This is a genomic window from Oceaniglobus ichthyenteri, assembly GCF_003057885.1.
Classification (GTDB): domain Bacteria; phylum Pseudomonadota; class Alphaproteobacteria; order Rhodobacterales; family Rhodobacteraceae; genus Oceaniglobus; species Oceaniglobus ichthyenteri.
On record NZ_QAGK01000008.1, the window covers coordinates 55168 to 79640 of the forward strand.

At 60.3% G+C, this 24473-nt stretch carries 23 protein-coding genes; 11 read left to right on the top strand and 12 right to left on the bottom strand.

The genetic code is table 11. The annotated features are described in order from the left end of the window. Window position 1: 1 nt before the first annotated feature. Together C8265_RS12835 and ilvD are read right to left on the bottom strand one after the other, a co-directional pair. Window positions 2-775 (bottom strand): DUF6478 family protein, encoded by a 774-nt coding sequence (locus C8265_RS12835; protein WP_108484543.1) that lies wholly within the window; start codon window positions 773-775, stop codon window positions 2-4. Between the two features lie 84 nt (window positions 776-859). After that, window positions 860-2623, bottom strand: coding sequence for a dihydroxy-acid dehydratase (gene ilvD / locus C8265_RS12840; RefSeq protein ID WP_108484417.1), 1764 nt, complete (start codon window positions 2621-2623; stop codon window positions 860-862). Between the two features lie 114 nt (window positions 2624-2737). Here ilvD and C8265_RS12845 point away from each other — a divergent pair, with 114 nt between their 5' ends. The 3 genes from C8265_RS12845 to C8265_RS12855 all read left to right on the top strand — a co-directional run bounded on the left by C8265_RS12845 (window position 2738) and on the right by C8265_RS12855 (window position 5986). After that, window positions 2738-3631, top strand: coding sequence for a CPBP family intramembrane glutamic endopeptidase (locus C8265_RS12845; protein ID WP_164512329.1), 894 nt, complete (start codon window positions 2738-2740; stop codon window positions 3629-3631). 133 nt (window positions 3632-3764) lie between these two features. Next, the gene (gene accD, locus C8265_RS12850; RefSeq protein ID WP_108484419.1) at window positions 3765-4718 is read left to right on the top strand and encodes an acetyl-CoA carboxylase, carboxyltransferase subunit beta; all 954 of its coding nucleotides are present in this window, start codon (window positions 3765-3767) and stop codon (window positions 4716-4718) included. Continuing rightward, window positions 4715-5986, top strand: a complete 1272-nt coding sequence (locus C8265_RS12855) for a bifunctional folylpolyglutamate synthase/dihydrofolate synthase (RefSeq protein ID WP_240611078.1) — start codon at window positions 4715-4717, stop codon at window positions 5984-5986. The genes accD and C8265_RS12855 overlap by 4 nt, the downstream gene beginning before the upstream one ends. A 135-nt stretch (window positions 5987-6121) precedes the next feature. On the opposite strand, the gene zapE is transcribed toward C8265_RS12855, so the two are convergent. Beyond that, on the bottom strand, window positions 6122-7186 hold the full coding sequence (gene zapE / locus C8265_RS12860; RefSeq protein WP_108484420.1) for a cell division protein ZapE: 1065 nt from the start codon (window positions 7184-7186) through the stop codon (window positions 6122-6124). A gap of 105 nt (window positions 7187-7291) precedes the next feature. Continuing rightward, entirely contained in the window at window positions 7292-8470 is a 1179-nt protein-coding gene (locus C8265_RS12865; protein WP_108484421.1) for a TIGR03862 family flavoprotein, read from the bottom strand. A gap of 225 nt (window positions 8471-8695) precedes the next feature. Between C8265_RS12865 and C8265_RS12875 the strand changes: the two genes are divergently transcribed. Beyond that, window positions 8696-8884 carry a CTP synthetase gene (locus C8265_RS12875; protein WP_108484545.1) on the top strand — a complete coding sequence of 63 codons (189 nt, stop codon included), beginning with the start codon at window positions 8696-8698 and terminating at the stop codon, window positions 8882-8884. Here C8265_RS12875 and C8265_RS12880 read toward each other — a convergent pair. Beyond that, the gene (locus C8265_RS12880; protein WP_108484423.1) at window positions 8881-9753 is read right to left on the bottom strand and encodes a DMT family transporter; all 873 of its coding nucleotides are present in this window, start codon (window positions 9751-9753) and stop codon (window positions 8881-8883) included. The two genes, C8265_RS12875 and C8265_RS12880, sit on opposite strands and share 4 nt — an antisense overlap. After that, window positions 9750-10445, bottom strand: a complete 696-nt coding sequence (mnmC2, locus tag C8265_RS12885) for a tRNA (5-methylaminomethyl-2-thiouridine)(34)-methyltransferase MnmC2 (RefSeq protein ID WP_108484424.1) — start codon at window positions 10443-10445, stop codon at window positions 9750-9752. Before mnmC2 ends, C8265_RS12880 begins: the two co-directional genes overlap by 4 nt. A 62-nt stretch (window positions 10446-10507) precedes the next feature. Between mnmC2 and C8265_RS12890 the strand changes: the two genes are divergently transcribed. Further along, on the top strand, window positions 10508-11533 hold the full coding sequence (locus C8265_RS12890) for an NAD(P)/FAD-dependent oxidoreductase (RefSeq protein ID WP_108484425.1): 1026 nt from the start codon (window positions 10508-10510) through the stop codon (window positions 11531-11533). Window positions 11534-11607: 74 nt separating this feature from the next. Here the strand turns inward: C8265_RS12890 and C8265_RS12895 are convergent, their stop codons facing one another. Further along, window positions 11608-12141: an NADPH-dependent FMN reductase gene (locus C8265_RS12895; RefSeq protein ID WP_108484426.1), complete on the bottom strand. Its 534-nt coding sequence runs from the start codon at window positions 12139-12141 to the stop codon at window positions 11608-11610. A gap of 77 nt (window positions 12142-12218) precedes the next feature. On the opposite strand from C8265_RS12895, the gene C8265_RS12900 reads away from it, so the two are divergent. Beyond that, window positions 12219-13877: a thiamine pyrophosphate-binding protein gene (locus tag C8265_RS12900; RefSeq protein ID WP_108484427.1), complete on the top strand. Its 1659-nt coding sequence runs from the start codon at window positions 12219-12221 to the stop codon at window positions 13875-13877. A gap of 63 nt (window positions 13878-13940) precedes the next feature. Here the strand turns inward: C8265_RS12900 and C8265_RS12905 are convergent, their stop codons facing one another. The 3 genes from C8265_RS12905 to C8265_RS12915 are packed head-to-tail and all read right to left on the bottom strand — an operon-like array spanning window position 13941 to window position 15491. Then, window positions 13941-14300 carry a Lin0512 family protein gene (locus C8265_RS12905; RefSeq protein WP_108484428.1) on the bottom strand — a complete coding sequence of 120 codons (360 nt, stop codon included), beginning with the start codon at window positions 14298-14300 and terminating at the stop codon, window positions 13941-13943. Further along, window positions 14297-14647 (bottom strand): Lin0512 family protein, encoded by a 351-nt coding sequence (locus C8265_RS12910; protein ID WP_108484429.1) that lies wholly within the window; start codon window positions 14645-14647, stop codon window positions 14297-14299. The genes C8265_RS12905 and C8265_RS12910 overlap by 4 nt, the downstream gene beginning before the upstream one ends. A gap of 10 nt (window positions 14648-14657) precedes the next feature. Beyond that, a complete protein-coding gene (locus C8265_RS12915; RefSeq protein WP_108484430.1) occupies window positions 14658-15491 on the bottom strand; it encodes a prephenate dehydratase in 834 nt (277 codons plus the stop codon). A gap of 132 nt (window positions 15492-15623) precedes the next feature. Between C8265_RS12915 and C8265_RS12920 the strand changes: the two genes are divergently transcribed. The 5 genes from C8265_RS12920 to C8265_RS12940 all read left to right on the top strand — a co-directional run bounded on the left by C8265_RS12920 (window position 15624) and on the right by C8265_RS12940 (window position 22142). Beyond that, the gene (locus C8265_RS12920) at window positions 15624-16145 is read left to right on the top strand and encodes a c-type cytochrome (RefSeq protein WP_108484431.1); all 522 of its coding nucleotides are present in this window, start codon (window positions 15624-15626) and stop codon (window positions 16143-16145) included. Between the two features lie 205 nt (window positions 16146-16350). Beyond that, the gene (locus tag C8265_RS12925) at window positions 16351-18267 is read left to right on the top strand and encodes an extracellular solute-binding protein (RefSeq protein WP_108484546.1); all 1917 of its coding nucleotides are present in this window, start codon (window positions 16351-16353) and stop codon (window positions 18265-18267) included. Between the two features lie 6 nt (window positions 18268-18273). Next, entirely contained in the window at window positions 18274-19353 is a 1080-nt protein-coding gene (locus tag C8265_RS12930; RefSeq protein WP_108484432.1) for a microcin C ABC transporter permease YejB, read from the top strand. A 33-nt stretch (window positions 19354-19386) separates the two neighbouring features. Further along, on the top strand, window positions 19387-20547 hold the full coding sequence (locus tag C8265_RS12935) for an ABC transporter permease (RefSeq protein ID WP_206050341.1): 1161 nt from the start codon (window positions 19387-19389) through the stop codon (window positions 20545-20547). Further along, window positions 20544-22142 carry an ABC transporter ATP-binding protein gene (locus C8265_RS12940; protein ID WP_108484434.1) on the top strand — a complete coding sequence of 533 codons (1599 nt, stop codon included), beginning with the start codon at window positions 20544-20546 and terminating at the stop codon, window positions 22140-22142. Before C8265_RS12935 ends, C8265_RS12940 begins: the two co-directional genes overlap by 4 nt. Window positions 22143-22175: 33 nt before the next feature. Here C8265_RS12940 and C8265_RS12945 read toward each other — a convergent pair whose 3' ends face one another. Together C8265_RS12945 and C8265_RS12950 are read right to left on the bottom strand one after the other, a co-directional pair. Further along, window positions 22176-23546, bottom strand: coding sequence for a D-alanyl-D-alanine carboxypeptidase family protein (locus tag C8265_RS12945; RefSeq protein ID WP_108484435.1), 1371 nt, complete (start codon window positions 23544-23546; stop codon window positions 22176-22178). A 215-nt stretch (window positions 23547-23761) separates the two neighbouring features. Further along, window positions 23762-24466 carry an HAD family hydrolase gene (locus C8265_RS12950; protein WP_108484436.1) on the bottom strand — a complete coding sequence of 235 codons (705 nt, stop codon included), beginning with the start codon at window positions 24464-24466 and terminating at the stop codon, window positions 23762-23764. Window positions 24467-24473 lie beyond the last annotated feature (7 nt).

Genomic DNA, 24473 nt, shown 5'->3' on the forward strand with positions numbered 1-24473 from the left:
ATCACAATTCGGCCCGGGGGCGGCGCGTCAGGGTGACATCACGCAGGGTGATCTGGTTCATTTGCGGACCCTCGAAAATCAAATCGATCCACATCTTGTCGGCCCGTTTTTCATTCAACCGGGTATAGGCCAGATCAAATTCCACCGATAACTCGTCGCCCGCAAGGGGCAGTTCGCGCACGATCTGTTCGGTGTTCGGGCCATGGCGCACGTTCAGCCGGGCGAAGATTTCCAACGGCTTTTCGATCTCGACGATTGTATCCAATCGCACAATATGACGTTTTTCCAACCCTTCAACAGAGCTTTGCGGCAAATCGATCACCAGCGAAAGAAACGATCCGTCAAACCGGAACACATCGAGGCGCAGCCCGAAAGGGGCCAGATCCGCCTCGCGCAGGTTGCGCACCTGGCGATAGGTCAGCTCGGACACCTGGCAATCGTGAAAGATCGTGGCCTCGCGCCCGATCTGGGTGCGGCTTTCAACCGCCACAGCGCCGGGTTTGGGCAGGGGGCCGCGCCAGGGTTCGGGGCGATAGGCCCAATCACAACCCAGCGGTTTTTGAATCGCGGTACTGCCGATATGGGGCAGGGCAAGGCGGCCATCGGCGGCGTGCAGGATACGATCCAGGCGGCGGCGCAAGGCGGCGGCCTTGTCGCGCAACAGGCGCAGATCGCCCAGGCTCAGCGCTGCGGCCTGATTGCCCAGACGTGACCAGCGCCGCAAGATACGCCGGTCCAACATGTGCCCAAGCTTTTGTGCCAGCCGGTTTGCCATCACGCCCCAATTGATCGCCTTGGCGCAGGTGTTAGCACCAAAAGGTTGCCAGGGGGCAAACATTGGCCTGCCCCCCTGGCAATGTTACAGATCCATGTATACATGGCCTTCTTCATCGGCGCCGGGATGGGTGACCGCGCCTTTATAGGTGGGGCCGACCAGTTTGGCGAACTTCCAGATCGCGCCGCTGGTATAGATGGTTTTGCGCGGGCCTGCCCACTCGGCGCGGCGCTGTGCCATGTCTTCGTCAGATACATCCACCGACAATTCACCACTCAGCGCGTTCAGGGTGATGATATCGCCATCCCTGACCAATGCAATCGGCCCGCCCAAAGCGGCCTCTGGCCCCACATGGCCCACGCAGAATCCGCGTGTCGCACCGGAAAACCGCCCATCGGTGATCAGCGCCACCTTTTTGCCCATGCCCTGACCCGACAGGGCGGCGGTGGTGGACAGCATTTCGCGCATGCCCGGCCCGCCTGCGGGGCCTTCATTGCGAATGACGATCACTTCGCCTTCTTCATAGCTGCGCGCCTGCACGGCGGCAAAGGCATCTTCTTCGCATTCAAATACCCGCGCGGGGCCTTGGAACATCTGTTCCTGGCCGGTCATGCCGGCAACCTTCACAATCGCGCCCTCGGGGGCCAGATTACCCTTTAATCCCACAACGCCCCCGGATTTCGAAATCGGGTTGTCGATGGTGTGAATGATTTTTCCATCGGCTTCGCGGTCGATCATGTCCAGCTCTTCGCCAACGCTGCGCCCGGATGCGGTGATGCAATCCTCATGAATCAGGCCTGCCTTGCGCAGCTCTTTCATCACCACGGGCAAACCACCGGCATCATACAGATCCTTGGCCACATATTGCCCGCCGGGTTTCAGATCGACGAAATAGGGCGTGTCCTTGAAAATTTCACACACATCTTCGAGGAAGAAATCAATTCCCGCCTCATGGGCCATGGCGGGCAGGTGCAGCCCGGCATTGGTTGACCCACCGGTGCAGGCCACCACACGGGCGGCGTTTTCCAATGATTGGCGGGTCACGATATCGCGGGCGCGAATATTCTTTTCGATCAGGTTCATCACCGCCTGGCCCGACGCCTGGGCATATTGATCGCGCGATTCGTAAGGGGCGGGCGCACCGGATGAGTTGAACAGCGCCAGGCCAATCGCCTCGGACACACAAGCCATGGTGTTGGCGGTAAACTGGCCACCGCACGCCCCCGCCGATGGGCAGGCAACCCGTTCCAGAATTGCCAGCGCGGCGTCTGAGAGGGTGCCGTTCTGGTGGCGGCCCACGGCCTCGAACATGTCCTGCACGGTCAGATCGCGGCTGGCGAAATCGGCCGGAACATCGGCACCGGCGGGCACTTTGCCCGGCAGGATCGACCCGCCGTATAAAAATACCGACGGCGTGTTCAACCGGATCATCGCCATCATCATGCCCGGCAATGATTTGTCGCACCCGGCCAGGCCGACGATGGCATCATAACAATGGCCACGCATGGTCAGTTCAACCGTGTCGGCAATCGCTTCGCGCGACGCCAGGGACGACCGCATGCCCTCATGGCCCATGGCGATGCCATCGGTCACGGTGATGGTGGTGAATTCACGCGGTGTACCGCCCCCCGCCATCACGCCCAGCTTGACCGCCTGCGCCTGACGGCTCAGCGCGATGTTGCACGGTGCCGCCTCGTTCCAGCAGGTGGCGACGCCCACAAAAGGCTGGTCAATCTGTTCCTGATCCAACCCCATGGCGTAATAATACGACCGGTGTGGCGCGCGCGCCGGACCGTCGGTGACATGGCGGCTGGGCAGTCTGGATTTGTCGAATTTGCCTTTTAGCATGGTGGGCTCCCTAAGCATCTGTTGGGAAATGGAATAAGCGAGAGGGCGATTTTGCACAAGGCTGATTGCTCTGATTGGATGCAGCAGTTAGCGTTGCCCAAAACAGGCAAGCCGATGCACAGAACCCCGTTTCAACGATATATTCACGCCGCGCGCCGTGCGCCACAGATTTGGCGATTGGTGCTTGGGGTGATCGTGATCACGCTTTGCGCGTTTATCTGGACATTGGGGCCTTTGGGGCTGGCCTGGCTTTTCGCCTCGCCGGAAACGGCGCTGGGCCTGGCGCACACGCTGCAATCACCGGTAACACCGCGCGGCACGCTGATTTTGCTGGGTACATTCGCGGGCATGGCCCTGGGCGCGGTGTTTGCGGTGCGCCTGTTGCACAAACGCCGTGCGGCATCGCTGTTTGGGCCACGCCGACAGGTGGCGCGCGATTTCACCGTGGCGGCGGGGGTGGTGTTTGCGATTTATCTGACCGGTCTGGCGCTGTGGATGGTGTTTTTCACCCCCGAGGCCAATCTGGCCCCCACCCGGTGGCTGGTGTTGTTGCCATTGGCGCTTTTGGGGGTGGCCCTGCAAACCGGGGCCGAAGAAATGGTGTTTCGCGGATACCTGATGCAACAACTGGCTGCGCGGTTTATCAGCCCGGTGATCTGGCTGATCCTGCCCGCACTGGCCTTTGGCGCGGTGCATTATGACCCCGGCACAGCGGGCGCAAATGTCTGGATCATCGTCGGATCCGCGGCGTTGTTCGGCTTGGTTGCGGGGGATCTGACCGCGCGTACCGGCAGTCTGGGCGCGGCCTGGGGGTTTCACTTTGCCAATAATGTGGTGGCGATTCTGGTGATTTCGACCAAAGGCACGATCACTGGCCTGTCGTTGATGCAAACCCCCTATGGGGTGGATGATGCTGAGGTGATGGGCGGGCTGATGTTTGGTGATATGGCAATGCTGATTCTGGCCTGGCTGATCCTGCGCAGGGTTCTGACGCCGCGGTCCATATGATGGCGTTCTGCCCGCCACGGACGGCAAACAAAAAATCGTGTGGCGCGTCAGCGCCTCCTTCTGATCACACCGGTATGATTGCATTTCGCCCGGGCGGCGACTATGTCGGCCCTAGTCGCAAGAGGTGCCATCGATGAACTGGATTTCGAACTACGTCCGCCCCACAATCAACTCGCTGTTTTCCCGCCGCGAGGTGCCGGAAAACCTTTGGACCAAATGTCCCGAATGCGGCACGATGCTGTTTCACCGCGAACTTAGCGATAATTTGAACGTCTGTACCAATTGCGATCATCACATGGCGATTTCGCCGCGCGCCCGGTTCACGGCGCTGTTTGATGGCGGCATCTTCAGCGAAATCGCCGTGCCGGCCCCGGTCGAAGATCCGCTGAAATTCCGCGATCAAAAGAAATATCCCGACCGGATGCGCGCCGCCCAAAAAGAAACCGGCGAAAAAGAGGCGATGCTGATCGCCGAGGGTGAAATCGGCCGCACCCCGATTGTCGCGGCCTGTCAGGATTTCAGCTTCATGGCCGGGTCCATGGGCATGTATGTGGGCAATGCGATCATTGCCGCCGCCGAACGTGCCGTCGAATTGAACCGCCCTCTGATCCTGTTTTCGGCCGCCGGGGGCGCGCGGATGCAGGAAGGCATTCTGTCGCTGATGCAAATGCCCCGCACCACTGTGGCGGTCGAAATGCTGAAAGAGGCGGGCCTGCCCTATATTGTGGTGCTGACCCATCCCACCACCGGCGGCGTCACCGCGTCCTATGCCATGCTGGGCGATGTGCATATTGCCGAACCAAACGCCCTGATCTGTTTTGCCGGACCACGGGTGATCGAACAAACCATTCGCGAAAAACTGCCTGAAGGGTTCCAGCGTGCGGAATATCTGTTGGATCATGGGATGTTGGACCGGGTCACGGCGCGCGGCGATTTGCGCGATGAACTGATCACGATCACCCGCCTGCTGATGGGTCTGCCCCCGGCGGTGATGGGCGATCTGCCCGCGCCAACCAAACCCGAACCCCCCGAGGTGGCCGAACCGGTTGAACCCGAAACACCCTCCGAGGCAAACCCAGACCCATGACCACCGGCTCCGATGCCATTCTGGCCCAGATGATGGCGCTGCACCCGAAAATCATCGATCTGACGCTGGATCGGATGTGGCGATTGCTGGCGCGTCTTGGCCACCCCGAACGTGATCTGCCCCCGGTGATCCATATCGCCGGCACCAATGGCAAAGGCTCGACCCTGTCAATGATCCGCGCCGGGCTCGAGGCGGCGGGGCATACCGCCCACGCCTATACCTCGCCCCATCTGGCGCGGTTTCACGAACGCATTCGCCTTGCAGGCAGTCTGATCGACGAACCTTACCTCAGTGCCATTCTCGATGAATGTTACCGCGCCAATGGCGATGCCCCGATCACCTATTTCGAAATCACCACCTGCGCCGCCTTGCTGGCCTTTGCCCGCACCCCGGCGGATTATACCCTGCTTGAGGTGGGGTTGGGCGGGCGTCTGGATGCCACGAATGTGGTCGATCAACCGGCGCTGACGGTGATCACTCCGGTGTCGATCGATCACCAACAGTTTCTGGGCGATACCTTGGCCGAAATCGCGGGCGAAAAGGCAGGTATCCTGAAACGCGGCGTGCCTTGTATCGTTGCCCGCCAGGACGATACCGCCCTTGATGTCATCGAAAGCCGCGCCGCCCGCCTCGGCGCGCCGTTAAAGGTGTACGGTCAGGATTGGCACGTCGTTGATGAACATGGACGGCTGGTTTTTACCGACACCACCGGTCTGCTTGATCTTGCGCCGCCGGCCCTGCCGGGCCTGCACCAGTTTGAAAACGCCGGCACCGCCCTTGCCGCCCTGCGCCACCTGGGCGTGCGCGAACCCGCGCTTCAGGCGGCGCTGAGCCAGGCGCAATGGCCCGCGCGCATGCAGCGTCTGCGCAGTGGGCCGCTTGTCGATCTGGCCGATGGGGCGCAAATCTGGCTCGACGGCGGCCACAATCCCGCTGCCGGTCAGGCGATCGCGCAAACGCTTGGCGCGATGCCAATGGCCGAAACCCACCTGATCTGCGGCATGCTGAACACCAAGGATATCACCGGTTTCCTGCGCCCGCTCGCGGCCCATGCGGCCCACCTTCACGCGGTCGATATTCCGGGCGAGACAAACACCTTGCCCGCTGAAACCACCGCCGCGGCCGCCCGCGATGCCGGCATTTCCGCGACCACGGCGGCATCCGTGGCCAGTGCAATCACCGAGATCAGCGAAAAAACACCGCGCGCGCGCATTCTGATTTGTGGCTCGCTCTATCTGGCGGGGCGCATCTTGCAAGAAAACGCCTGACCCGGCTTTTTCTTGCGCGAAATATCCTCGCCGAAGGCCCCCATCTGCCAAAAATGACCGGCCAGACGCGGCATCAAAACAGCCCGGCGAAATGCCATACAAAATATAGCGGGGCGCGTTAGCGCCTCTGCTGGATCACGTCGCCCAATCCGCGCTTTGCATTTCGCGCAGGCGCGACGCGGTGCGCTCAAATTCGAACGCGCCGGCCCCTTCCAGATACAACCGCTCGGGAATATCCGCAGCCGAGGCGATCAGGCGCACCTTTGCCTCGTACAGGGCGTCAATCAGGGTGACGAACCGCTTTGCCTCGTTGTAATTGTCGCTGCTCAGGCGCGGAATTGAATCCAGCATCAGAATACGAACCGCCTCTGCCACCGCCAGATAATCGGCAGCCCCCAAAGGGCGGCCACACAAATCCCAGAACGTGGCCCGCGCCACACCGCCGGAATACTGCGGTAACGTCACCGCGCGCCCCTGCACCTGCAGGGTCAGCGGGGCCACATCATCGGTAATCAGACCGGACCACAGCGCGTTCATTTGCGCCCGGGCTTCGGCAGTGTCGGGGCTGAAATACACCTCTGATCCGGCCAGCCGATCCTGGCGATAATCCCGCTGCGCCGCCAGTTCCCAGATCACCATGTGGGATTTGAGAAATCCGATAAACGGCAAAAACAACTGTCGGTTCAACCCGTTCTTGTACAAATCATCAGGCACCCGGTTGCTGGTGGTAACAATCACCACCCCTGCCTTGATCAGCATTTCAAACAGGCGCCCGACGATCATTGCATCGGTGATATCGGTGATCTGCATCTCATCCAGACACAACAGGCGCAAATCCTTGACCGCCTGTTTTCCCACAGGCTCCAATGCGTCATCCACGCCGGTTTTGCGCGCGGCGATCATCCCGGCATGTACTTCCTGCATGAAGGCATGAAAATGCACCCGCCGCTTTTCCTCAATCTCGACCGATTTGAAAAACAGATCCATCAACATGGATTTGCCACGCCCGACACCGCCCCACAGATACAGCCCCGGGATAGGCTCGGGCGTGCGTCGTGAGAAAAAGCCGGTTTTCCTTACCGGTTTGGCCAAGGCGGCGCGCAACCGTTCAAATTCGGGAAACACCGCACGCTGAACCGGGTCATCGTGCAGATCACCCTTGGCAATCAGATCTTTGTAAATCGTGGTTAACGGTGTCATGGCGGCGCATCATCCATTTCGGTATACCATCGTAGCCCAAGGCGCGGGCCAGATGCCACAGGCGGCAAACAAAAAATGATGTGGCGCGTCAGCGCCTCCTTTTGATCAGACCCGCCCGGATCGGGCAAAGGCGGCGGCGTGGTGCCCGGCCCAAAGCCCCGATGCCAGGCAGCCGGTAATCAGGTAACCGCCCGTCGGGGCATCCCAATCCACCATTTCTCCGGCCACAAACACTCCGGGCCAATCGCGCAGCATCAATCCCGCGTCCAGTGCCCCTGTGGCCACGCCCCCCACCGTTGAAATCGCTTCGTCCAGGGGGCGCAGCCCCCCGTGGCGCAGCGGCAGGTTTTTGACCAATCGCGCGAGATCGGCGGGAAACGGGCGCCCGAACTCTTGCAACAGCGCCAGGCGCGCCGGATCAAGGCGCATCGCCTTGCGCACATGGTTTGTCAGGCTGGTCTTGCCTTGGGGCCGGGCCAACCGCTGCACTACTTTTTCCAGCGGCCAATCGGGCAAAAGATCAAGGCGCAGTTCCACGCCCCTGCGCACCAGCGGGGACAGCGCATAAATCCCGCCCCCCTCCAACCCGTGCCGCGAGATTACGAATTCTCCGCGAAATATCTGACCATCCCCATGGATCGCCACGTTTTTCACCGGCTGGCCGAACACCCGTTCCATCGCGTGCGACCATGGCACGCTCAGCCCCGCATTTGACGGCGCGAATGGTTGCATGGCAATCCCGCGCCCGGTCAGAATATCGGCCCATTTGCCGTCTGATCCAAGGCGCGCCCAACTGGCCCCGCCCAATGCCAACACGCACACGTCAGGGAACAATGAAACCGCGCCATCGGGGGTGGCAAAGGTGAAACCGTCGCCTTCGCCCCATCCCGTCCATCGCCACCGCGTGCGGATATCGACCCCCAGCGCCGTCAGATCGCCCAACCAGGCGCGCAACAGGGGGGATGCCTTCATCGTCACCGGAAACACCCGGCCTGTTGATCCGGTAAACACGTCCTGGCCCAATCCCTGGGCCCATTCTTTGACGGCGGCACTGTCAAAGCCCCGCACCGCTGCATCCAGTGGCCCAAGTCCGCCATATTGCGCCAACAATTGATCTTGCGGTGCGTCCATGGTCAGGTTCAGGCCCGATTTGCCCGCCATCAGGAATTTGCGCCCAGCTGTGGGCATCTGTTCGGCCACAACCACCGACAGCCCGGCGCGCGCCAATTCGCCCGCCGCCATCAACCCTGCCGGACCGCCACCAATGACCAAAGCCTGTTTCATATCGGCATTCCTTCTGTGGGGGTTGCCCGGCCATTCGTCGCGGGGCCCATTTGCGCAGATGTGCCACAGTGGGCGCGGCGGGCAAAGGGCGAAACCGGCTGGCACAGGCCCCGTGTGGGTGGTGGCCTTTGAATGGGATAATAATTATCGCAGTATGATCCAGATCAACGCGCCCTTTGCGCGATTCGGCCAATGGATAGGCAAATGTTGATAAAGGAGATCGAAATGTTCCGTCTTGCTGCAAATCTTTATGCAATCGTGGGCACAAGTCTGGCGGGTATCGCCGTTATTGCGGTGCTGTCCATGGGAATGGATGGATGGGTGCCGATTGTTGCCGGTGCCGCTGGTGGGTTTATCGTGGCGATTCCGGCATCATGGTACATTGCCAAGAAAATCAAGGACAACATGGTTTAACGGCGCACGACGACCCGTTCGCGCCACAGGGTGAACAACCCCGCGCTGACCACGATCAACACACCGATCACCACCTCGGGGCGGATCGTTTCGCCCAGAATGAAGACGCCGGCGGCCGAGGCGAAAACCAGTTGCAGATAGGCAAAGGGTTGCACGGCACTGGCCTCGGCGGCCTCATACACCTTGATCAGCATGTAATGCCCGGTGGCGCCGCTGACACACAACAGCGCCATCAGGCCCCAGTCGGGCATGGTCATCTGTTCCCAGAAAAACAGCCCGATCGGAGTAATTGCCAAGGCCCCCACGGTGCCGGTGTAAAAGAAACTGGTCGCGCTGGTGTCATCGCGGGCCACATGGCGGGTCAGCAATGTGTAAAGCGCAAACATGATTGCCGCACATAGCGCGATCAGCGCCTCAAATTCAAAAACCCCCGACCCCGGTTGCAGGATCACCAGAATACCGATGAACCCCACACCAATCGCGGCCCATCGCCGCCAGCCGACGCTTTCACCCAATACAGGGCCGGAAAGGGCCGCCACCAATAGCGGGTAACAGGCGAAAATTGCGTGCGCCTCGACCAGACCCAGATAGATGAATGCCACGATCATCACACAGATTTCCGCAACCAGCAACGCGCCGCGAAATGCCTGAACCCAAGGTTGCGCGCTGTGGGCGGCATTGCGCAAGCCCCCCGCCCGGCGCGCGGCAATGGTCAGGGCGAAACCGCCAAAGAACCAGTACCGCACCATCACCACCATCCAGACGTTGTATTCATCGGCCAGATGGCGCGACACCACATCCTGAATTGCGAAAATGGCCATGGTCACGGTCATCAATGTGACGCCCAGGCGGGTGTTGCTGTCTCTCATCGGGGGGAATCCAGGGTTGCTGTGGTCATGTGCCGTTTGCGGCCATAGCCGGGCCGACGGGTGACTGTAAACCCGGCATCGCCCAGCGCGCGGCGCACGTGGCCCGCGGCGGTATAGGTGGCGATGCTGCCCCCCGGGGCGGTGTGGCGCGCCACCTGCGACATCAGGTCGGGCGCCCAAAGCTCGGGGTTCTTGGCCGGGGAAAACCCATCAAGGAACCAGGCGTTCGCCGCGCCGGGCCAGTACGGCAAGGTGGCGCGGGCATCGCCCGGGATCAGCTCAAAGTGCAGGCCGGGCAGGGTGATGCGCCCCGGCCCCATCTGCCAGACCGGATCAAGATCGCGCGACAGGCCGGCCAGTTCGGGAAATGCCCGGTGTGCCTGTTTTATCTGTGCCGCAGACAGGGGAAATGCCTCGAACGTGGTGAAATGCAGGGTGCCGGTTTGCCCGGTGCCGCGCCACATCTGCACCGTGGCCAACAGGTTAAGCCCGGTGCCAAAGCCCAGCTCGGCGATGTGAAACCCGTCGCAAAACCGCTGTGGCAGGGTGTTGCCCGCCAGAAACACATGCCCGGTTTCCGCCAACCCGTCATCCAGCGAAAAATACGGGTCGTCAAATCGGCACGACACCGGCACATGGCCATCGCGCCATTCAACGGGATGAAGGGTGTCGGGGGTATGGTCGTCGTGCATGGGGAACGCTATGCCAATTTCAAAGACTCGTGTTGGCGCGACAATGGGCAGGAGAGCAGGCAATGGCAACGGTCGATGTAACGGTGCGGGGCGCGGGCATATTCGGTTTGTCCGTCGCCTGGGCCTGTGTGCAACGCGGCGCACGGGTACAGGTGATTGACCCGGGCGGCGTGGGGGCGGGGGCATCGGGCGGCATTGTCGGCGCGCTGGCCCCCCACACGCCCGAGCGTTGGAACGAAAAGAAGGCGTTTCAATTCGACAGTCTGATGATGGCCCAAGGGTTTTGGGACAGTGTCGCGGCGGCCTCGGGGATGTCGTCGGGGTATGGGCGCACGGGGCGGATACAGCCGGTGATGGACGCGCGCGGTCTGGAGTTGGCCCGTGCCCGCGGTGATGAGGCGGCCCGCCTGTGGCAGGGGCGCGCCACCTGGGAGGTGGTGCAGAATGTGGGCGACTGGGCGCCGGTATCGCCCACCGGATACTGGATTCGCGATACGTTAAGTGCACGGGTGCATCCCCGGCAGGGCTGTCTCGCGTTGGCGGCGGCGCTGACCGGGCAAGGCTGTGCCATCCGGCGCGAAGGTATCGACCAGGGCGCAGTGGTCTGGGCCACGGGTGTGGCCGGGCTGCGCGATCTGGGGGCGGGTGCGGGCAATGGGGTAAAGGGGCAGGCGGCGCTGTTGTCATTTGACGCGCGCACTGCGCCGCAACTGTTTGCCGATACGGTGCATATCGTGCCTCACAGCGATGGCACGGTGGCCATCGGATCAACCAGCGAGCGGGAGTTTGAAGACGGCCAGGCCACCGACGGGTTGTTGGAGGGGGTGTTGGAGCGTGCGATTGCCGCCTGTCCGGTGTTGCGCGGTGCGCCGGTTGTTCAGCGGTGGGCCGGGGTGCGGCCCCGGTCGCGCAGCCGCGCGCCGGTTTTGGGGGCATGGCCCGGGCGGGCGGGGCATTTTGTGGCCAATGGCGGATTCAAGATCGGATTTGGCATGGCACCGAAAGTGGCCCAGGTGATGGCCGATCTGGTGCTGGACGGGCGCGACGCGATCCCCGATCCGTTTCGTGTGGCGGTGAACCTGGTTTGACCGAACGGAGGCGCTGACGCGCCACACGATTGTTTGTTTGGCGCCTTTGGGCGCGGCGGTGAGTTGCCGGCAGGTTAGAACTGGCTGCGCGCTTCGTGGCGCAGGGTGTCCATGGCCTCGGTCAGGGTTTTGAGCGCCAGATCGTTGGTCAACATGCCTGTGTCGTCAAATTGCTGGGCGCTGGCGGCAAGCAGCAGTTCCGGCCCGGCGCTGATTCGCGGGCGAAACGGCACCATGGCCAGACGCAGGGCATAGGTGGCGCGTGCGCCCCCGGCCCGGCCTGCCGCGGCCGCCATGATTGCAACCGGTTTGTTGCGCCACGGTGCCCCGTCTGTGCGGCTGACCCAGTCGAGCGCGTTTTTCAGCACACCTGACAGGGATTGGTTGTATTCCGGGGTGGCGATGATCACTGCTTCGGCCTGGGCGATCTGGGTGGCCAGGGTTGCCACGGCAGCGGGCACCCCGTGTTCGGTTTCCAGATCCCCATCATAGAGCGGCAGATTGAGGTCTGCCTCGGTATAGTCTGTGCCATAAAGGGCGGCGGCGGCGCGGATCAGTTTGCGGTTGGTCGCCTCTTTACGCAGCGACCCCGAAATGCCAAGCAGCATGAAAGCCTCGTGTGGTTGGATTGAGTTGGCACGCGACCTAACGCAGGGGGCCGGGCGCGACAAGGGAAGGGTATGAAATGCGACACGGTGGACAGATTTTGGCGGATGCGTTGGCGGCGCAAGGGGTGAAACGGGTGTTTTCCGTGCCGGGCGAAAGTTTTCTGGCGGCCCTGGATGGGCTGTATGAAAACGGCATCCCCAATGTGGTGTGCCGCCAGGAGGGCGGCGCGGCGATGATGGCCGAAGCCTGGGGCAAGATGACAGGCCGGCCCGGTGTGGTCTTTGTCACCCGGGGGCCAGGCGCAACCAATGCCAGTGCGGGTTTGCATGTGGCGATGCAGGACAGCACGCCGATGGTGGCGTTTGTGGGCCAGATCGGGCGCGCCCACCGCGACCGCGAAGCATTTCAGGAGGTGGATTACCGCGCGTTTTTCGGCCCCTTGGTGAAATGGGTGGCCGAGGTGGACCAGACCGAGCGCCTTCCCGAATATATCAACCGCGCGTTTCATGTGGCGATGTCGGGGCGGCCCGGGCCGGTGGTTTTGGCACTGCCCGAAGATATGCTTTCGGCGTTGTGTGATGTGGCCGATTTGGCCCCCACGGCCCCGGCCATTCCGGCGGTATCGGGCGCGCAGGTGGCCGCATTGGGCGATCGGATCGCAGCAGCAGAGCGGCCTTTGATCGTGATCGGCGGGCCTGGATGGTCGGCGCAGGCGGCGGCAGATGTGCAGCAATTCGCCGAAAACTGGGATGTGCCGGTTGTGTGTACCTTTCGCCGTCAGGGGCATATGGACAACCGATCCCCCGCCTATGCCGGGGATTTGGCGGTGGGGATGAACCCCAAGCTGGGTGCGCGATTGCGGTCGGCGGATTTACTGGTGATCCTGGGCGCGCGGTTTGGCGATATCGCCACCAACGGGTATGAGATTATCGATCCAATCGCGCCCGGCGGTTCGATTGCACAGGTAAACCCGGATGCCGGCGAAATCGGCAAGGTGTTTCGCGCCGATCTGGGAATTGTGGCGCGGGCGGGCGATGTTTTGTCGGCGATGGTTGATCTGCCGGTGGTGAAACGCGATGGTGCCTGGCGGGCCGATGCGCGGGCGGAATACGAGGCCTGGCAACAGCCCAAGGAAACACCGGGAGCGGTGAAAAGCGAAGCTGTGATTGCATGGCTGTCAGACAACCTGCCCGAGGATGCGATCCTGACCAATGGTGCGGGGAATTATGCCGCGTTCCTGCACCGGTATTTTCGGTTCAAACAGTTTGGCACGCAACTGGCCCCGACCAGTGGATCGATGGGTTACGGGTTTCCGGCGGCGGTGGCGGCGTCGATCGCCGATCCGGGGCGGTGTGTGGTGTGTTTGGCCGGAGATGGCTGTTTTCAGATGACACTGAATGAAATGTCAACGGCGGTGCAACATGGGGCCACGCCGATCACCATCGTGTTCAACAACGGGCGCTATGGCACGATCCGGATGCATCAGGAAAACCATTATCCCGGCCGGGTGAGTGGCACGGATTTGGCCAACCCCGATTTTGCCGCCCTGGCGCGGGCCTATGGCGGGCACGGCGAAACGGTAGAGTGCACCGAAGATTTTGCCGCCGCGTTCGAGCGGGCGCGCGCCGCCGGGGTGCCCGCGGTGATCGAGCTGCGGATGGATGGCGACATCATGTCGACCAACGCGAGTCTGAGCGAAACGCGCGCCGCCGCCTTGTCGCGGCAGGGGCGGTAAGCATACGCCGCTGGCGCGGCGTGCCTGCGGCGCGGATATTTGTAGCAAGAAAAAACGCTGGCGTCAGTCTTTCAGGCGCCAGCCTTTTTGGGGGGGCAGAAATGCCTCGACGGCGGCGGTGGCGATTACGGTGACGTCACCGGTGGTGGGGTTGGTGGTGTTCAGCCCGCCGTGCACCGCCTTAACCGTTGCCTTGCCCCTTGGCAGGCCAGAGGTTAGCGCGGCGCAATCGACCGCGTCGGGGGATTGCACGGCAACGGTGACGCGCACGTCCATTTCATCGTGCGACAGGCCGATGGCCCCGAACAGCGGCAGCGACGAGTGGCGCAAGGCATCTTCGATCGCGCGACGGGCGGCTTTGGTGTAGTCTTGGCCGTGCAGATCGTTGCCCATGCCCATTTCGATGATCACGCGCTGGGTCATTGCATCCGCTCCATATCAAAACTGACGGAAATTGCCGCATTGGCGATGACCGTGGGGTTGCCGCCATCGGCGCGCGGCACATCCAGCCCGCCCTTGACGATGGTAAATGTGGTTTGCCCATAGGGAAAGATATCGGACAACGCAGCCACATCGACGCGATCAGGCTGTTGCACGCCGATTTCAACGTCGATTTGCATCGCCTCTTTGGGGAAGCCGAACAATTCGGCGAGGTTGATGGAATTGTGCCACAGGGCGTCGCGCAAGGCGCGCTGGGCCGCTTCGGTGTAATCTTGACGGCGCAGGGAGGTTCCCATGCCGAATTCGGTAAGCAGGCGGGCGTTGGACATGGGCAATTCCTCAGGTGCGGCGCGGATCGGCGGGATAGGTGCCGAGCATGGTAATCATATCGGTGAAATGATCCAGCTCTTCAAAGGCGCGGATCATGTTTTCATCGTCTGGGTGGCCTTCGACCTCGGCATAGAACTGGGTCGCGGTGAAGGCATCGCCGACCATGTAACTTTCAAGTTTGATCATGTTGATGCTGTTGGTGGCAAAGCCGCCCATCGCCTTGTAAAGAGCGGCGGGCAGGTTGCGCACGCGAAAAACGAAGGATGTGATCATCTTGCCATCGCCCCGGCGGGTCAGATCCTCGTCGCGGGCCATGATCAGAAACCGGGTGGTGTTGGTATCGTTATCCTCGATCCGGGGCGCGATGATCGACAGGCCATAGATTTCGGCGGCCAGCGCCGAGGCCAGTGCGCCCTGGGTCGGATCGCCGCCATCGGCCACGTCACGCGCGGCGCGGGCATTGTCGGGGCTGACCCGTGGCGCGATGTCATGGGCGCGCAGGAACCGCCCGCATTGTGGCAAAATCACCACATGGCCATGGGCATCGGTGATCTGATCCAGTTGCGCGCCGGGCAGACCCAACAGGTTGATATGCACGCGGATGAAATGTTCATCGACGATGTGCAACTGACTGTCGGGCAACAGCGAATGCACATCGGCCACCCGTCCATAGGTCGAATTTTCGACCGCGATCATCCCCAGATCGCAGATGCCATTGCGCACAGAATCAACCGCATCCTGAAAACTGTCACAGGGGAACGGGGTGTGGTCGGGCCGGGCTTCGGCGCAGGCCTGATGGCTGTAGGCGCCAAGTTCGCCCTGAAATGCGATGGATTTGGCCATTAAGCCCCCAATTTAAATGCAACGGTTTCGAGTTTTTGCCGAAAGGGCGTTTGGCCGCGGTTCATATCGCTTGAAACGCGGGGGCGTAAGAGGCTAGAGAGCGTGCAACCGAAGTCAAGAACGGAACGCGACATGTTCGACACAATGACCCTGACTAAAATCGTCAGCGCTTTTTGCGCTTCACTGCTGGTGCTTCTGCTGGGCGGCTGGGTGGCAGAATCCCTGTATCACACCGGTGGTGGCCACGGGGACGGACATCAGCAGGCCTATGTGATCGACACCGGAGAAGATGAGACCGAGGTGGTCGAGGATGTGCCCGAAGTGCCCTTTGCCGAAGTCTATGCCATTGCCTCGGCCAGCGATGGTGAAAAACTGTGGCGCCCCTGTGCCGCCTGTCACAAGCTGGAAGAGGGGGCCAATGGCGTCGGCCCATACCTTTACGGTGTTGTGGGGCGCGACAAAGGGTCGGTGGATGGGTTCAGCTATTCCAGCACCCTGGCCGAAATGGAAGGCGATTGGACACCAGAAAACCTGAGCGGGTTCCTGGAAGATCCCAAAGGGTACGCGCCGGGCACCAAAATGGTGTACCGCGGTCTGAAAGACGTGGAAGACCGGGCCAACCTGATTGCCTATCTCGACAGCATCGGCGATTGATCGCGCCTGATCTGGCGTGAAACTGGCCGATCCCGCCTTGGGGTCGGCTTTTTTGTGGGCGATCGGATGTTGCGCATTTTTGCCAATCTGCGCAGGGTGCGTTCACCACAAGTTCACCCAGTTTGATCTTGATCATTCCGGCGCGGTCTTTACCCTTGTTCTTGGATTGCCCACCCTATTCCGTCTGCCGCAACAGGAGCCTGTAATGCCCCACCGCACCGCACCCCAAGCGATTGCCGTTTTTGCCACTGCGCAATGGCGCGATTTGCGGATGAAATGGGCGGGTGCGCTTTTGCTTGGGGCGGGATTGGCATTGGGTGGCGCAAGCGCCAAGGCGCAGAGCGACGATGTGAAAATCATCAAGGCCCATGGGTATTCCGATTTGGGCGGCATGAAATACGGCCCGGATTTCGAACGTTTGGAGTATGTGAACCCCGACGCCCCCAAAGGCGGCGAAATCGCAACTTGGGCGCGTGGCACATTCGACAGCATGAACGCCTACAGCCGCAAAGGCCGCGCTCATGGGTTTTCGGTCGTGCCCTATGAATCGATCATGACTTCGACCGCCGATGATCCTTATGGGGCGTACTGCCTGTTGTGCGAAACGCTGGAATATCCCGAAACTCAGGAATGGGTGATATTCAATCTGCGCCCCGAGGCGCGGTTTTCCGATGGCACACCGCTGACCGCCGAGGATGTGGCGTTTTCGCACCGTCTTTCGATTGAACAGGGGCTGCCGTCGTTTGCCGCAGCGGTCAAGGCGTTGATCCCCGAGGTTGAGGTGTTGGGCCCGCACCGGGTGAAATTCATCTTCAACCCCGATGTGCCGCGCAAGGGGCTGATCGGGCAGGCGGGGGCGGCCACGGTATTTCAGAAAAAATGGTACGAAGAGACCGGCGCGCGGCTGGATGAAAGTCGGCTGGAAACCTCGCCGGGGTCCGGCCCCTATGTGGTGGACGAGGTTGAGGTAAACCGCCGCATCACCCTGAAACGCAATCCCGAATATTGGGGCGCCGATCTGCCGATCAATATCGGGCGCCATAACTTTGATACCATGCGGGTTGAGTTTTTTGCCGACAGCAACGCCGCGTTGGAGGGGTTCAAGGCCGGGGCTTACACATTCCGTCAGGAAACCAGTTCACTCACCTGGGCAACGCAATATGATTTTCCGGCGGTTGCGCGCGGCACAATCGTGAAAACCGAGCTGGCCAATGGTGTCTTGCCACCGGCCACGGGGTTTGTGTTCAACCTCAGGCTCGATAAATTCAAGGATGTGCGGGTGCGCCGGGCCCTTGGCATGATGTTCAATTTCACTTGGACCAATGACACCTTGCAATATGGCCTGTTTGCCCATCGCACATCGTTTTGGGAGAATTCGCCTTTGGCGGCGACGGGCCTGCCCGAAGGGCGCGAATTGGACTATCTGCAATCGCTGGGCGATGCGATTGACCCTACGATCCTGACGACCGATGTGCCGGTGCCCGATCCCGGCGGCAGCCGTCAGTTGGACCGGGGCAATCTGCGCGCCGCGCTGGCCCTGTTGCAAGAGGCCGGATACAGCCCCGGCGATGATGGAGTGTTGCGCCGGGATGGTGTGGCGCTGTCGGTGGAATTATTGGAAAGTAATCCCAGCTTTGATCGGATTTTCATTCCCTATGTCGATAATTTGAAACGGCTTGGGGTGGATGCGAAATACAACCGGATCGACGATGCGCAATATACCGCGCGCAACCGCGATGGTGATTTCGATATGATCTATGATTTCTATCGCAACGGTCTGGAAGAGGGCCTGGGCATATCGCAACGGTTCGGATGCGAGGATGCGCTGAATTCGGTATTCAACCCCGCCGCCTATTGCGATCCGGCGGTAGACAAGTTGATCGAAGCGGTGATCAAGGCCGAAAGCCTGGAAGACATGCAAGCCGCGGTGCGCGCCATTGACCGGATTTTGCGCCATGCCTATTTCATGGTGCCAACCTGGTATAATGACAGCTATTGGGTGGCCTATTACGACATGTTCGAACATCCCGAAACCCTGCCGCCCTATGATCTGGGGCATCTGGATTTCTGGTGGTACAACGCCGACAAGGCCGCCGCCTTGCGGGCCTCTGGGGCGCTCTAACCGATTATGGGCGCTTACATTCTTCGCAGATTGTTGTTGATCATTCCCACCTTGCTCGGGATCATGATTGTCAACTTTACCCTGACGCAATTCGTGCCCGGCGGCCCGATCGAACAGATCATCGCCGGAATCGAGGGCGATGGCGATGTGTTTGCCGGTATTTCCGGCGGTTCGGGCGATGCGGCGGCACCCGGCGGGTCGGATGATTATGTCGGCTCACGCGGGTTGCCGCCCGAGTTTATCGAACAGTTAGAGCGTGAGTTCGGGTTCGATAAACCCCCGCTTGAGCGGTTTCTGAGCATGATGTGGAATTACATCCGCTTTGATTTTGGCGAAAGTTACTTTCGCTCAATCTCGGTCATGGATCTGGTGTTGGAAAAAATGCCGGTGTCGATCACCCTTGGGTTATGGTCCACCGTCATTGCCTATCTCGTGTCGATTCCGCTGGGCATTCGCAAGGCGGTGAAAGACGGCAGCCGGTTTGATACCTGGACAAGTGCGCTGATCATTGTGGCCTATGCGATTCCGGGGTTTTTGTTTGCGATCCTGCTGTTGGTATTATTCGCGGGCGGGTCGTATTTTCAGATCTTCCCGTTGCGTGGCCTGACCAGCGATAATTTTGACGACCTGAGCGTTTTGGGAAAAATCGCCGATTATGCCTGGCACATCGCCTTGCCTGTGACCGCCAGTACGATTTCGGCCTTTGCCACCCTGACCCTGCTGACCAAAAACAGCTTTCTCGATGAGATCAAAAAACAATATGTGATCACGGCCAAGGCCAAGGGATTGTCGGAATCCCAGGTGCTCTATGGGCATATCTTTCGCAACGCGATGCTGATCGTGATTGCCGGGTTTCCGGCGGTGTTTATCGGGGTGTTTTTCGGTGGCAGTCTGATCATCGAAACCATCTTTTCTCTGGATGGCTTGGGCCGCTTGGGGTTTGAGGCCGCCGTGGCGCGGGATTATCCGGTGATCTTTGGTACGCTGTTTTTCTTTGGCCTGATCGGTCTGGTGGTCGGGATTTTATCTGATCTGATGTATGTTATCGTCGATCCAAGGATCGATTTTGATCGGCGCGAGGGATAGGATATGTCGTTGAATCCCCAAACCCCCGCCCCGATGCCCAGCCCCGGCCAAGACGCGCCGATGCCGGTTGTTCCCGCGCGCAAACGGGCGTTTTTGTCGCCGCTGAACCAACGCCGCTGGCGCAATTTCAAACGCAATCGACGCGCCTTGGTCAGCCTGTGGATTTTCAGCGTCATCTTTGTGCTGTCGCTGTTTGCCGAATTCATCGCCAATGACAAACCGATGTTGGTGCAATATCGGGGCGAATATTTCACGCCCGTGTTCAACTTTTACCCCGAAACCGCATTCGGTGGCGATTTTCAAACCGAGGCGGTCTACGGCGACCCCGAAGTGCGCTGTTTGATCCGCACCGGCGGGTTGGAAGACTGTTTCGACGACCCCGATGGGTTGATCGCAAAAGTCGATGCTGGTGAAACGCTGGATGGCGATTTCGCCAAAGGCTGGATGCTGTGGCCGCCGATCCCTTATTCCTATGATACGATCAACGATATTGGCGGCGCAGCCCCGTCCGCGCCCGACGGCGACCATCTGTTGGGCACCGATGATACCGCGCGCGATGTGGCGGCGCGGGTGATTTACGGGTTCCGCCTGTCGATTCTGTTCACCCTGATCGTCACGGTTCTGACCAGCCTGCTGGGTGTTCTGGCCGGCGCGGTTCAGGGGTATTTTGGCGGCTGGACCGATCTGATTTTTCAGCGGTTTCTGGAAATCTGGACCAGCACGCCCAGCCTTTACATCATCATCATCCTGTTTGCGATTCTGGGGCGCAGTTTCTGGTTACTGGTATTTGTAACGGTTCTGTTTGGCTGGCCCGCCCTTGTCGGCGTGGTGCGCGCCGAATTTCTGCGCGCGCGCAATTTTGAATATGTGCGCGCGGCCAAGGCATTGGGGGTCAGCAATTGGACCATCATGTTCCGCCATATGTTGCCCAACGCCATGGTCGCCACCGTCACCATGCTGCCGTTTATCATCACCGGCACCATCGCCACCCTCGCCAGTCTTGATTTTCTGGGCTTTGGCCTGCCATCCTCGGCCCCGTCGCTGGGCGAACTGACGTTGCAGGCAAAACAGAATCTTCAGGCGCCCTGGCTGGGATTTACCGCATTTTTCACCTTTGCGATCATGCTGTCGCTGCTGGTGTTCATATTCGAAGGCATCCGCGATGCGTTTGATCCAAGGAAAACGTTTCAGTGACCACGGTTCTTGAAGTCAGCAATCTGAACGTATCGTTCCGTCAGGACGGGGCCGAAACCCATGCGGTGCGCGGCGTGTCGTTTTACGTGAACAAGGGCGAAACCGTTGCCATCGTTGGCGAATCCGGATCGGGCAAATCGGTCACGGCGCTGTCCACCGTTTCCCTTTTGGGCGATTCGGCGCGTGTTACCGGATCAATCACTTATCTCGGGGCTGAAATGATCGGGGCCTCGGAAAAAGAGCTGCGCCGGGTACGGGGCAACGATATCAGCTTTATATTTCAAGAGCCGATGACATCGCTGAACCCGCTGCATACGCTGGAAAAACAGCTTTCCGAATCGATCATGCTGCATCAGGGGCTTGAGGGTGCGGCGGTGCGCGACAAGATCATCGAGTTGATGCATCAGGTCGGCATCAACGATCCTGAAACGCGGCTGGGGGCCTATCCGCACCAATTGTCGGGCGGGCAACGCCAGCGGGTGATGATCGCCATGGCGCTGGCCAACGGCCCGGAATTGCTGATCGCGGATGAACCGACCACCGCTTTAGACGTAACGATTCAGGCGCAGATTTTGGAACTGTTGGCCGAGTTGAAGCGCGACAAGGGGTTGTCGATGCTGTTTATCACCCATGACCTGGGCATCGTGCGCAAAATCGCCGACCGGGTCTGTGTGATGAAAGACGGGCAAATTGTCGAACACGGGCCGACCGCCGAAATCTTTGGCAATCCTCAACACGCCTATACCAAGATGTTGCTTGGCGCCGAAAGCACGGGGGTGCCCGCACCAGTGCCCGAAGACGCCAAAGAAATCGTGCGCACCGACAAGTTGCGCATCTGGTTTCCGATTCAACGGGGGCTGTTGAAACGCACCGTTGGCCACGTCAAGGCGGTGAATGCGGCATCCCTTGCGGTGCGGCAAGGTGAAACCGTGGGTATTGTCGGCGAATCGGGGTCGGGCAAAACCACGCTTGCCTTGGCGATCATGCGGTTGATCGCATCACAAGGGCCGATCGTGTTCATGGGCCGCGATGTTCAGGGGTTGCAGGGCCGCGATATGCGCCCGTTGCGCAGCGCGATGCAGATCGTGTTTCAAGATCCCTATGGCTCACTGTCCCCACGGATGACGGTTGAGGAAATCATCGCCGAAGGATTAACCATTCACGGCACCCGCGATGGCCAGGATAAACGCACCATGGTGGCCGGTATCATGGCCGAAGTCGGGTTGGACCCGGCCACGATGCACCGCTATCCCCACGAATTTTCTGGCGGGCAACGGCAGCGTATCGCGATTGCCCGGGCGATGATTCTGCGGCCGATTCTGGTGGTGCTCGACGAACCGACAAGCGCGCTGGACATGACCGTTCAGGTGCAGATCGTGCAATTGCTGCGCGATTTACAGCAGCGGTATCAACTGGCCTATCTGTTCATTTCACATGATCTGAAAGTGGTGCGCGCCCTCAGTCACAAAGTGATGGTGATGAAACAGGGGGATGTGGTGGAACAGGGCGAGGCGGCCCAAGTGTTCGAACGTCCGCGCACGGATTACACCCGCGCCCTGTTGGCCGCGGCGTTAGATCATACCACCGACGCTTGATCGGGCCTTATGGCCGGGGCCCGCCGAAATCTATCAGCTAGGCCCAAGTGTTGTGCAGGAAATGCGCCGCGCCTCAAGTCGGCGACAGGCCAGCGCGGCCATGTCTTCGGTCATGCCGACAAAGTTCGCCTCGTATTTGCCCTGACGCACGGCGACCTTGCGCAATGCCTCTTCCAATGTGCCGGATTCGACCAGGGCAGTTTTCAGCAAGACACGCTCGGCCTCGTATTTCGAGGTGTATTTGCCGACGTTGATCCCATAATGGCGCCCCCCCGATGTGGAAACGCGCGTCACCACCTCAAGTTTGAGAGCGTTTGGCGTGCTGTCCATTTCCACCAACCCATCGGGGCGCGGCGGTGGAACGGGGGCCGCGGCAAGGGTGAATGTGTCAGGCGACGGGTCGGCGCGGGTGACCTCGTCTGTGGGTTTTGCCAGGCCCGCAACCAAAACCGGCGCGTTGGCCAAGGGGCGGTGGCGCGGCATCAGGGATTTGTTAGGTGCCAGAACCAGACGAATCGTTTTGCCTTTCAGGCTTGGATCATCATTGGGCGTGTCGGTCACATATTGTGCCTCGGCGGGCTTTTTGATCGGGGCATTGCTGGGCGCGCGTTTGAATCCAAGATCCAGAAGTTCGGCAACCTTGGCGTTGCGCGCCGCACTGGAGCGGCCGCCAAACACGGTGGCGATCACCCGTTCATTGCCGCGCACCGCCGAGGCCACAAGGTTGAAACCTGCCGCGCTGGTATATCCGGTCTTGATGCCGTCGGCGCCCTTATAGGCGCTGAGCAGACGGCGGTTGGTGTTGCTGACCGTGCGGATGCCCGCGTCTTCGGATTGGCGCGAGAACAGGTTATAGTATTGCGGATAATCAAACAGCAGCCGTCGCCCCAGGGTCGTCATATCGCGCGCCGTTGACAGGTGGCCCGATTCGGTCAGCCCGTGGGCGTTTTTGAACGTGGTGCGCGACATGCCCAATGCGGCGGCGGTGCGGGTCATGCGCCGGGCAAACGCCGCCTCGGAACCGGAAATCGCAATGCCGATGGCGGTGGCCGCGTCGTTTGCCGATTTGATTGCAGCCGCCCGAATAAGATAACGCATGGCGATCCGCTGACCCGATTTCAGGCCCAGTTTCGAAGGCGGTTCGGCGGCGGCGTGTTTGGTGATTCTCACCTGCGTATCCAGCGAAATCTCGCCCTTTTTGATCGCTTCGAAGGCGATGTAGAGCGTCATCATCTTGGTTAACGACGCCGGATGCAATCGGGTGTCGGCATTGCGCGAATGCAATACCTCGCCCGTGCGCGCATCAATCACCATCGCAGCATAGGGTGCGGCCCGCACCATTGCTGGCATGAACATGATGAAAAGGGTCGTGACGAAAATTCCTGCTTGGGCAAGAGCCCTCATTCGTGTTCCCACGGTTCACTGCCTTCTACTGCCTCATGCGGCCAGATCTAACGCCCGGTCCGTCAATATTAAAAAGCTAGCATAGAACGCATGCTCATAAAACACCTTTATTTCAGTAACTTTTGAGTCACAGTTCATGTGCTGCATCAATATGTTGCGGTGATTCCGGGGCGACTCGGCAATATATCAGGGTTGGTGCAACACCGTGTGGGTTGTCAGTCAATCAACCTATGGGCGAGTTTGACAACCTGACCGATTCCCTGAACCGCGTGAAACCGTGCATGGTTTTCTGGTGGGTCGGCCTGTTCCAGTTCCCAGATCACACCATGGGGCACATGTACACCCCAGGCCCCCAGTTCCAGCACCGGCAGGACATCGGATTTCATCGAATTGCCGACCATCATCGTGCGCATGGCGCCTTCGGTGTGGCGCGCAAAAATCGCATCATAAGCGGCGGGGGTTTTGTGCGATACGATCTCAACCCCGTCAAACAGATCGCCCAGGCCCGATTGGGCAAGCTTGCGTTCCTGATCCAACAAATCGCCCTTGGTGATCACCAGCAGCCTGAAATCCGGGGCAAGGGTGCGCACCGTCTGTTCCACCTCGGGCAACAGATCGATGGGGTGGCGCAGCATTTCTTGTCCGGCTTCGATCAATTCGCGAATCACCGGCGCGGGCACCTTTTCCTCGGTCACTTCGATCGCGGTTTCGATCATCGACAGCACAAAACCTTTGATCCCGAAACCGTACTGCCCCAGATTGCGCCGCTCGGCCGCGAGCATCCGTTGTTCAAGGTGATCGCGCGGCGCATAATCGGCCAAGAGCGCGGCAAACCGATCCTGGGTGAGACGAAAGAATGTTTCGTTGTGCCAAAGTGTGTCGTCGGCATCAAAGGCAATTGTGGTCAGCGGTCGTGTCATATGGTGC

Bases quoted from the DNA above. Each gene is read 5' to 3' on its own strand.
- C8265_RS12915 (WP_108484430.1), bottom strand. From the start codon at position 15,491: ATGGCCAAATCCATCGCATTTCAGGGCGAACTTGGCGCCTACAGCCAT.
- C8265_RS12855 (WP_240611078.1), top strand. From the start codon at position 4,715: ATGACCACCGGCTCCGATGCCATTCTGGCCCAGATGATGGCGCTGCAC.
- C8265_RS12900 (WP_108484427.1), top strand. From the start codon at position 12,219: ATGCGACACGGTGGACAGATTTTGGCGGATGCGTTGGCGGCGCAAGGG.
- accD (WP_108484419.1), top strand. From the start codon at position 3,765: ATGAACTGGATTTCGAACTACGTCCGCCCCACAATCAACTCGCTGTTT.
- C8265_RS12925 (WP_108484546.1), top strand. From the start codon at position 16,351: ATGCCCCACCGCACCGCACCCCAAGCGATTGCCGTTTTTGCCACTGCG.
- ilvD (WP_108484417.1), bottom strand. From the start codon at position 2,623: ATGCTAAAAGGCAAATTCGACAAATCCAGACTGCCCAGCCGCCATGTC.
- mnmC2 (WP_108484424.1), bottom strand. From the start codon at position 10,445: ATGCACGACGACCATACCCCCGACACCCTTCATCCCGTTGAATGGCGC.
- C8265_RS12935 (WP_206050341.1), top strand. From the start codon at position 19,387: ATGCCCAGCCCCGGCCAAGACGCGCCGATGCCGGTTGTTCCCGCGCGC.
- C8265_RS12945 (WP_108484435.1), bottom strand. From the start codon at position 23,546: ATGAGGGCTCTTGCCCAAGCAGGAATTTTCGTCACGACCCTTTTCATC.
- zapE (WP_108484420.1), bottom strand. From the start codon at position 7,186: ATGACACCGTTAACCACGATTTACAAAGATCTGATTGCCAAGGGTGAT.
- C8265_RS12845 (WP_164512329.1), top strand. From the start codon at position 2,738: ATGCACAGAACCCCGTTTCAACGATATATTCACGCCGCGCGCCGTGCG.
- C8265_RS12835 (WP_108484543.1), bottom strand. From the start codon at position 775: ATGGCAAACCGGCTGGCACAAAAGCTTGGGCACATGTTGGACCGGCGT.
- C8265_RS12880 (WP_108484423.1), bottom strand. From the start codon at position 9,753: ATGAGAGACAGCAACACCCGCCTGGGCGTCACATTGATGACCGTGACC.
- C8265_RS12930 (WP_108484432.1), top strand. From the start codon at position 18,274: ATGGGCGCTTACATTCTTCGCAGATTGTTGTTGATCATTCCCACCTTG.
- C8265_RS12910 (WP_108484429.1), bottom strand. From the start codon at position 14,647: ATGTCCAACGCCCGCCTGCTTACCGAATTCGGCATGGGAACCTCCCTG.
- C8265_RS12905 (WP_108484428.1), bottom strand. From the start codon at position 14,300: ATGACCCAGCGCGTGATCATCGAAATGGGCATGGGCAACGATCTGCAC.
- C8265_RS12950 (WP_108484436.1), bottom strand. From the start codon at position 24,466: ATGACACGACCGCTGACCACAATTGCCTTTGATGCCGACGACACACTT.
- C8265_RS12865 (WP_108484421.1), bottom strand. From the start codon at position 8,470: ATGAAACAGGCTTTGGTCATTGGTGGCGGTCCGGCAGGGTTGATGGCG.
- C8265_RS12920 (WP_108484431.1), top strand. From the start codon at position 15,624: ATGTTCGACACAATGACCCTGACTAAAATCGTCAGCGCTTTTTGCGCT.
- C8265_RS12895 (WP_108484426.1), bottom strand. From the start codon at position 12,141: ATGCTGCTTGGCATTTCGGGGTCGCTGCGTAAAGAGGCGACCAACCGC.
- C8265_RS12890 (WP_108484425.1), top strand. From the start codon at position 10,508: ATGGCAACGGTCGATGTAACGGTGCGGGGCGCGGGCATATTCGGTTTG.
- C8265_RS12875 (WP_108484545.1), top strand. From the start codon at position 8,696: ATGTTCCGTCTTGCTGCAAATCTTTATGCAATCGTGGGCACAAGTCTG.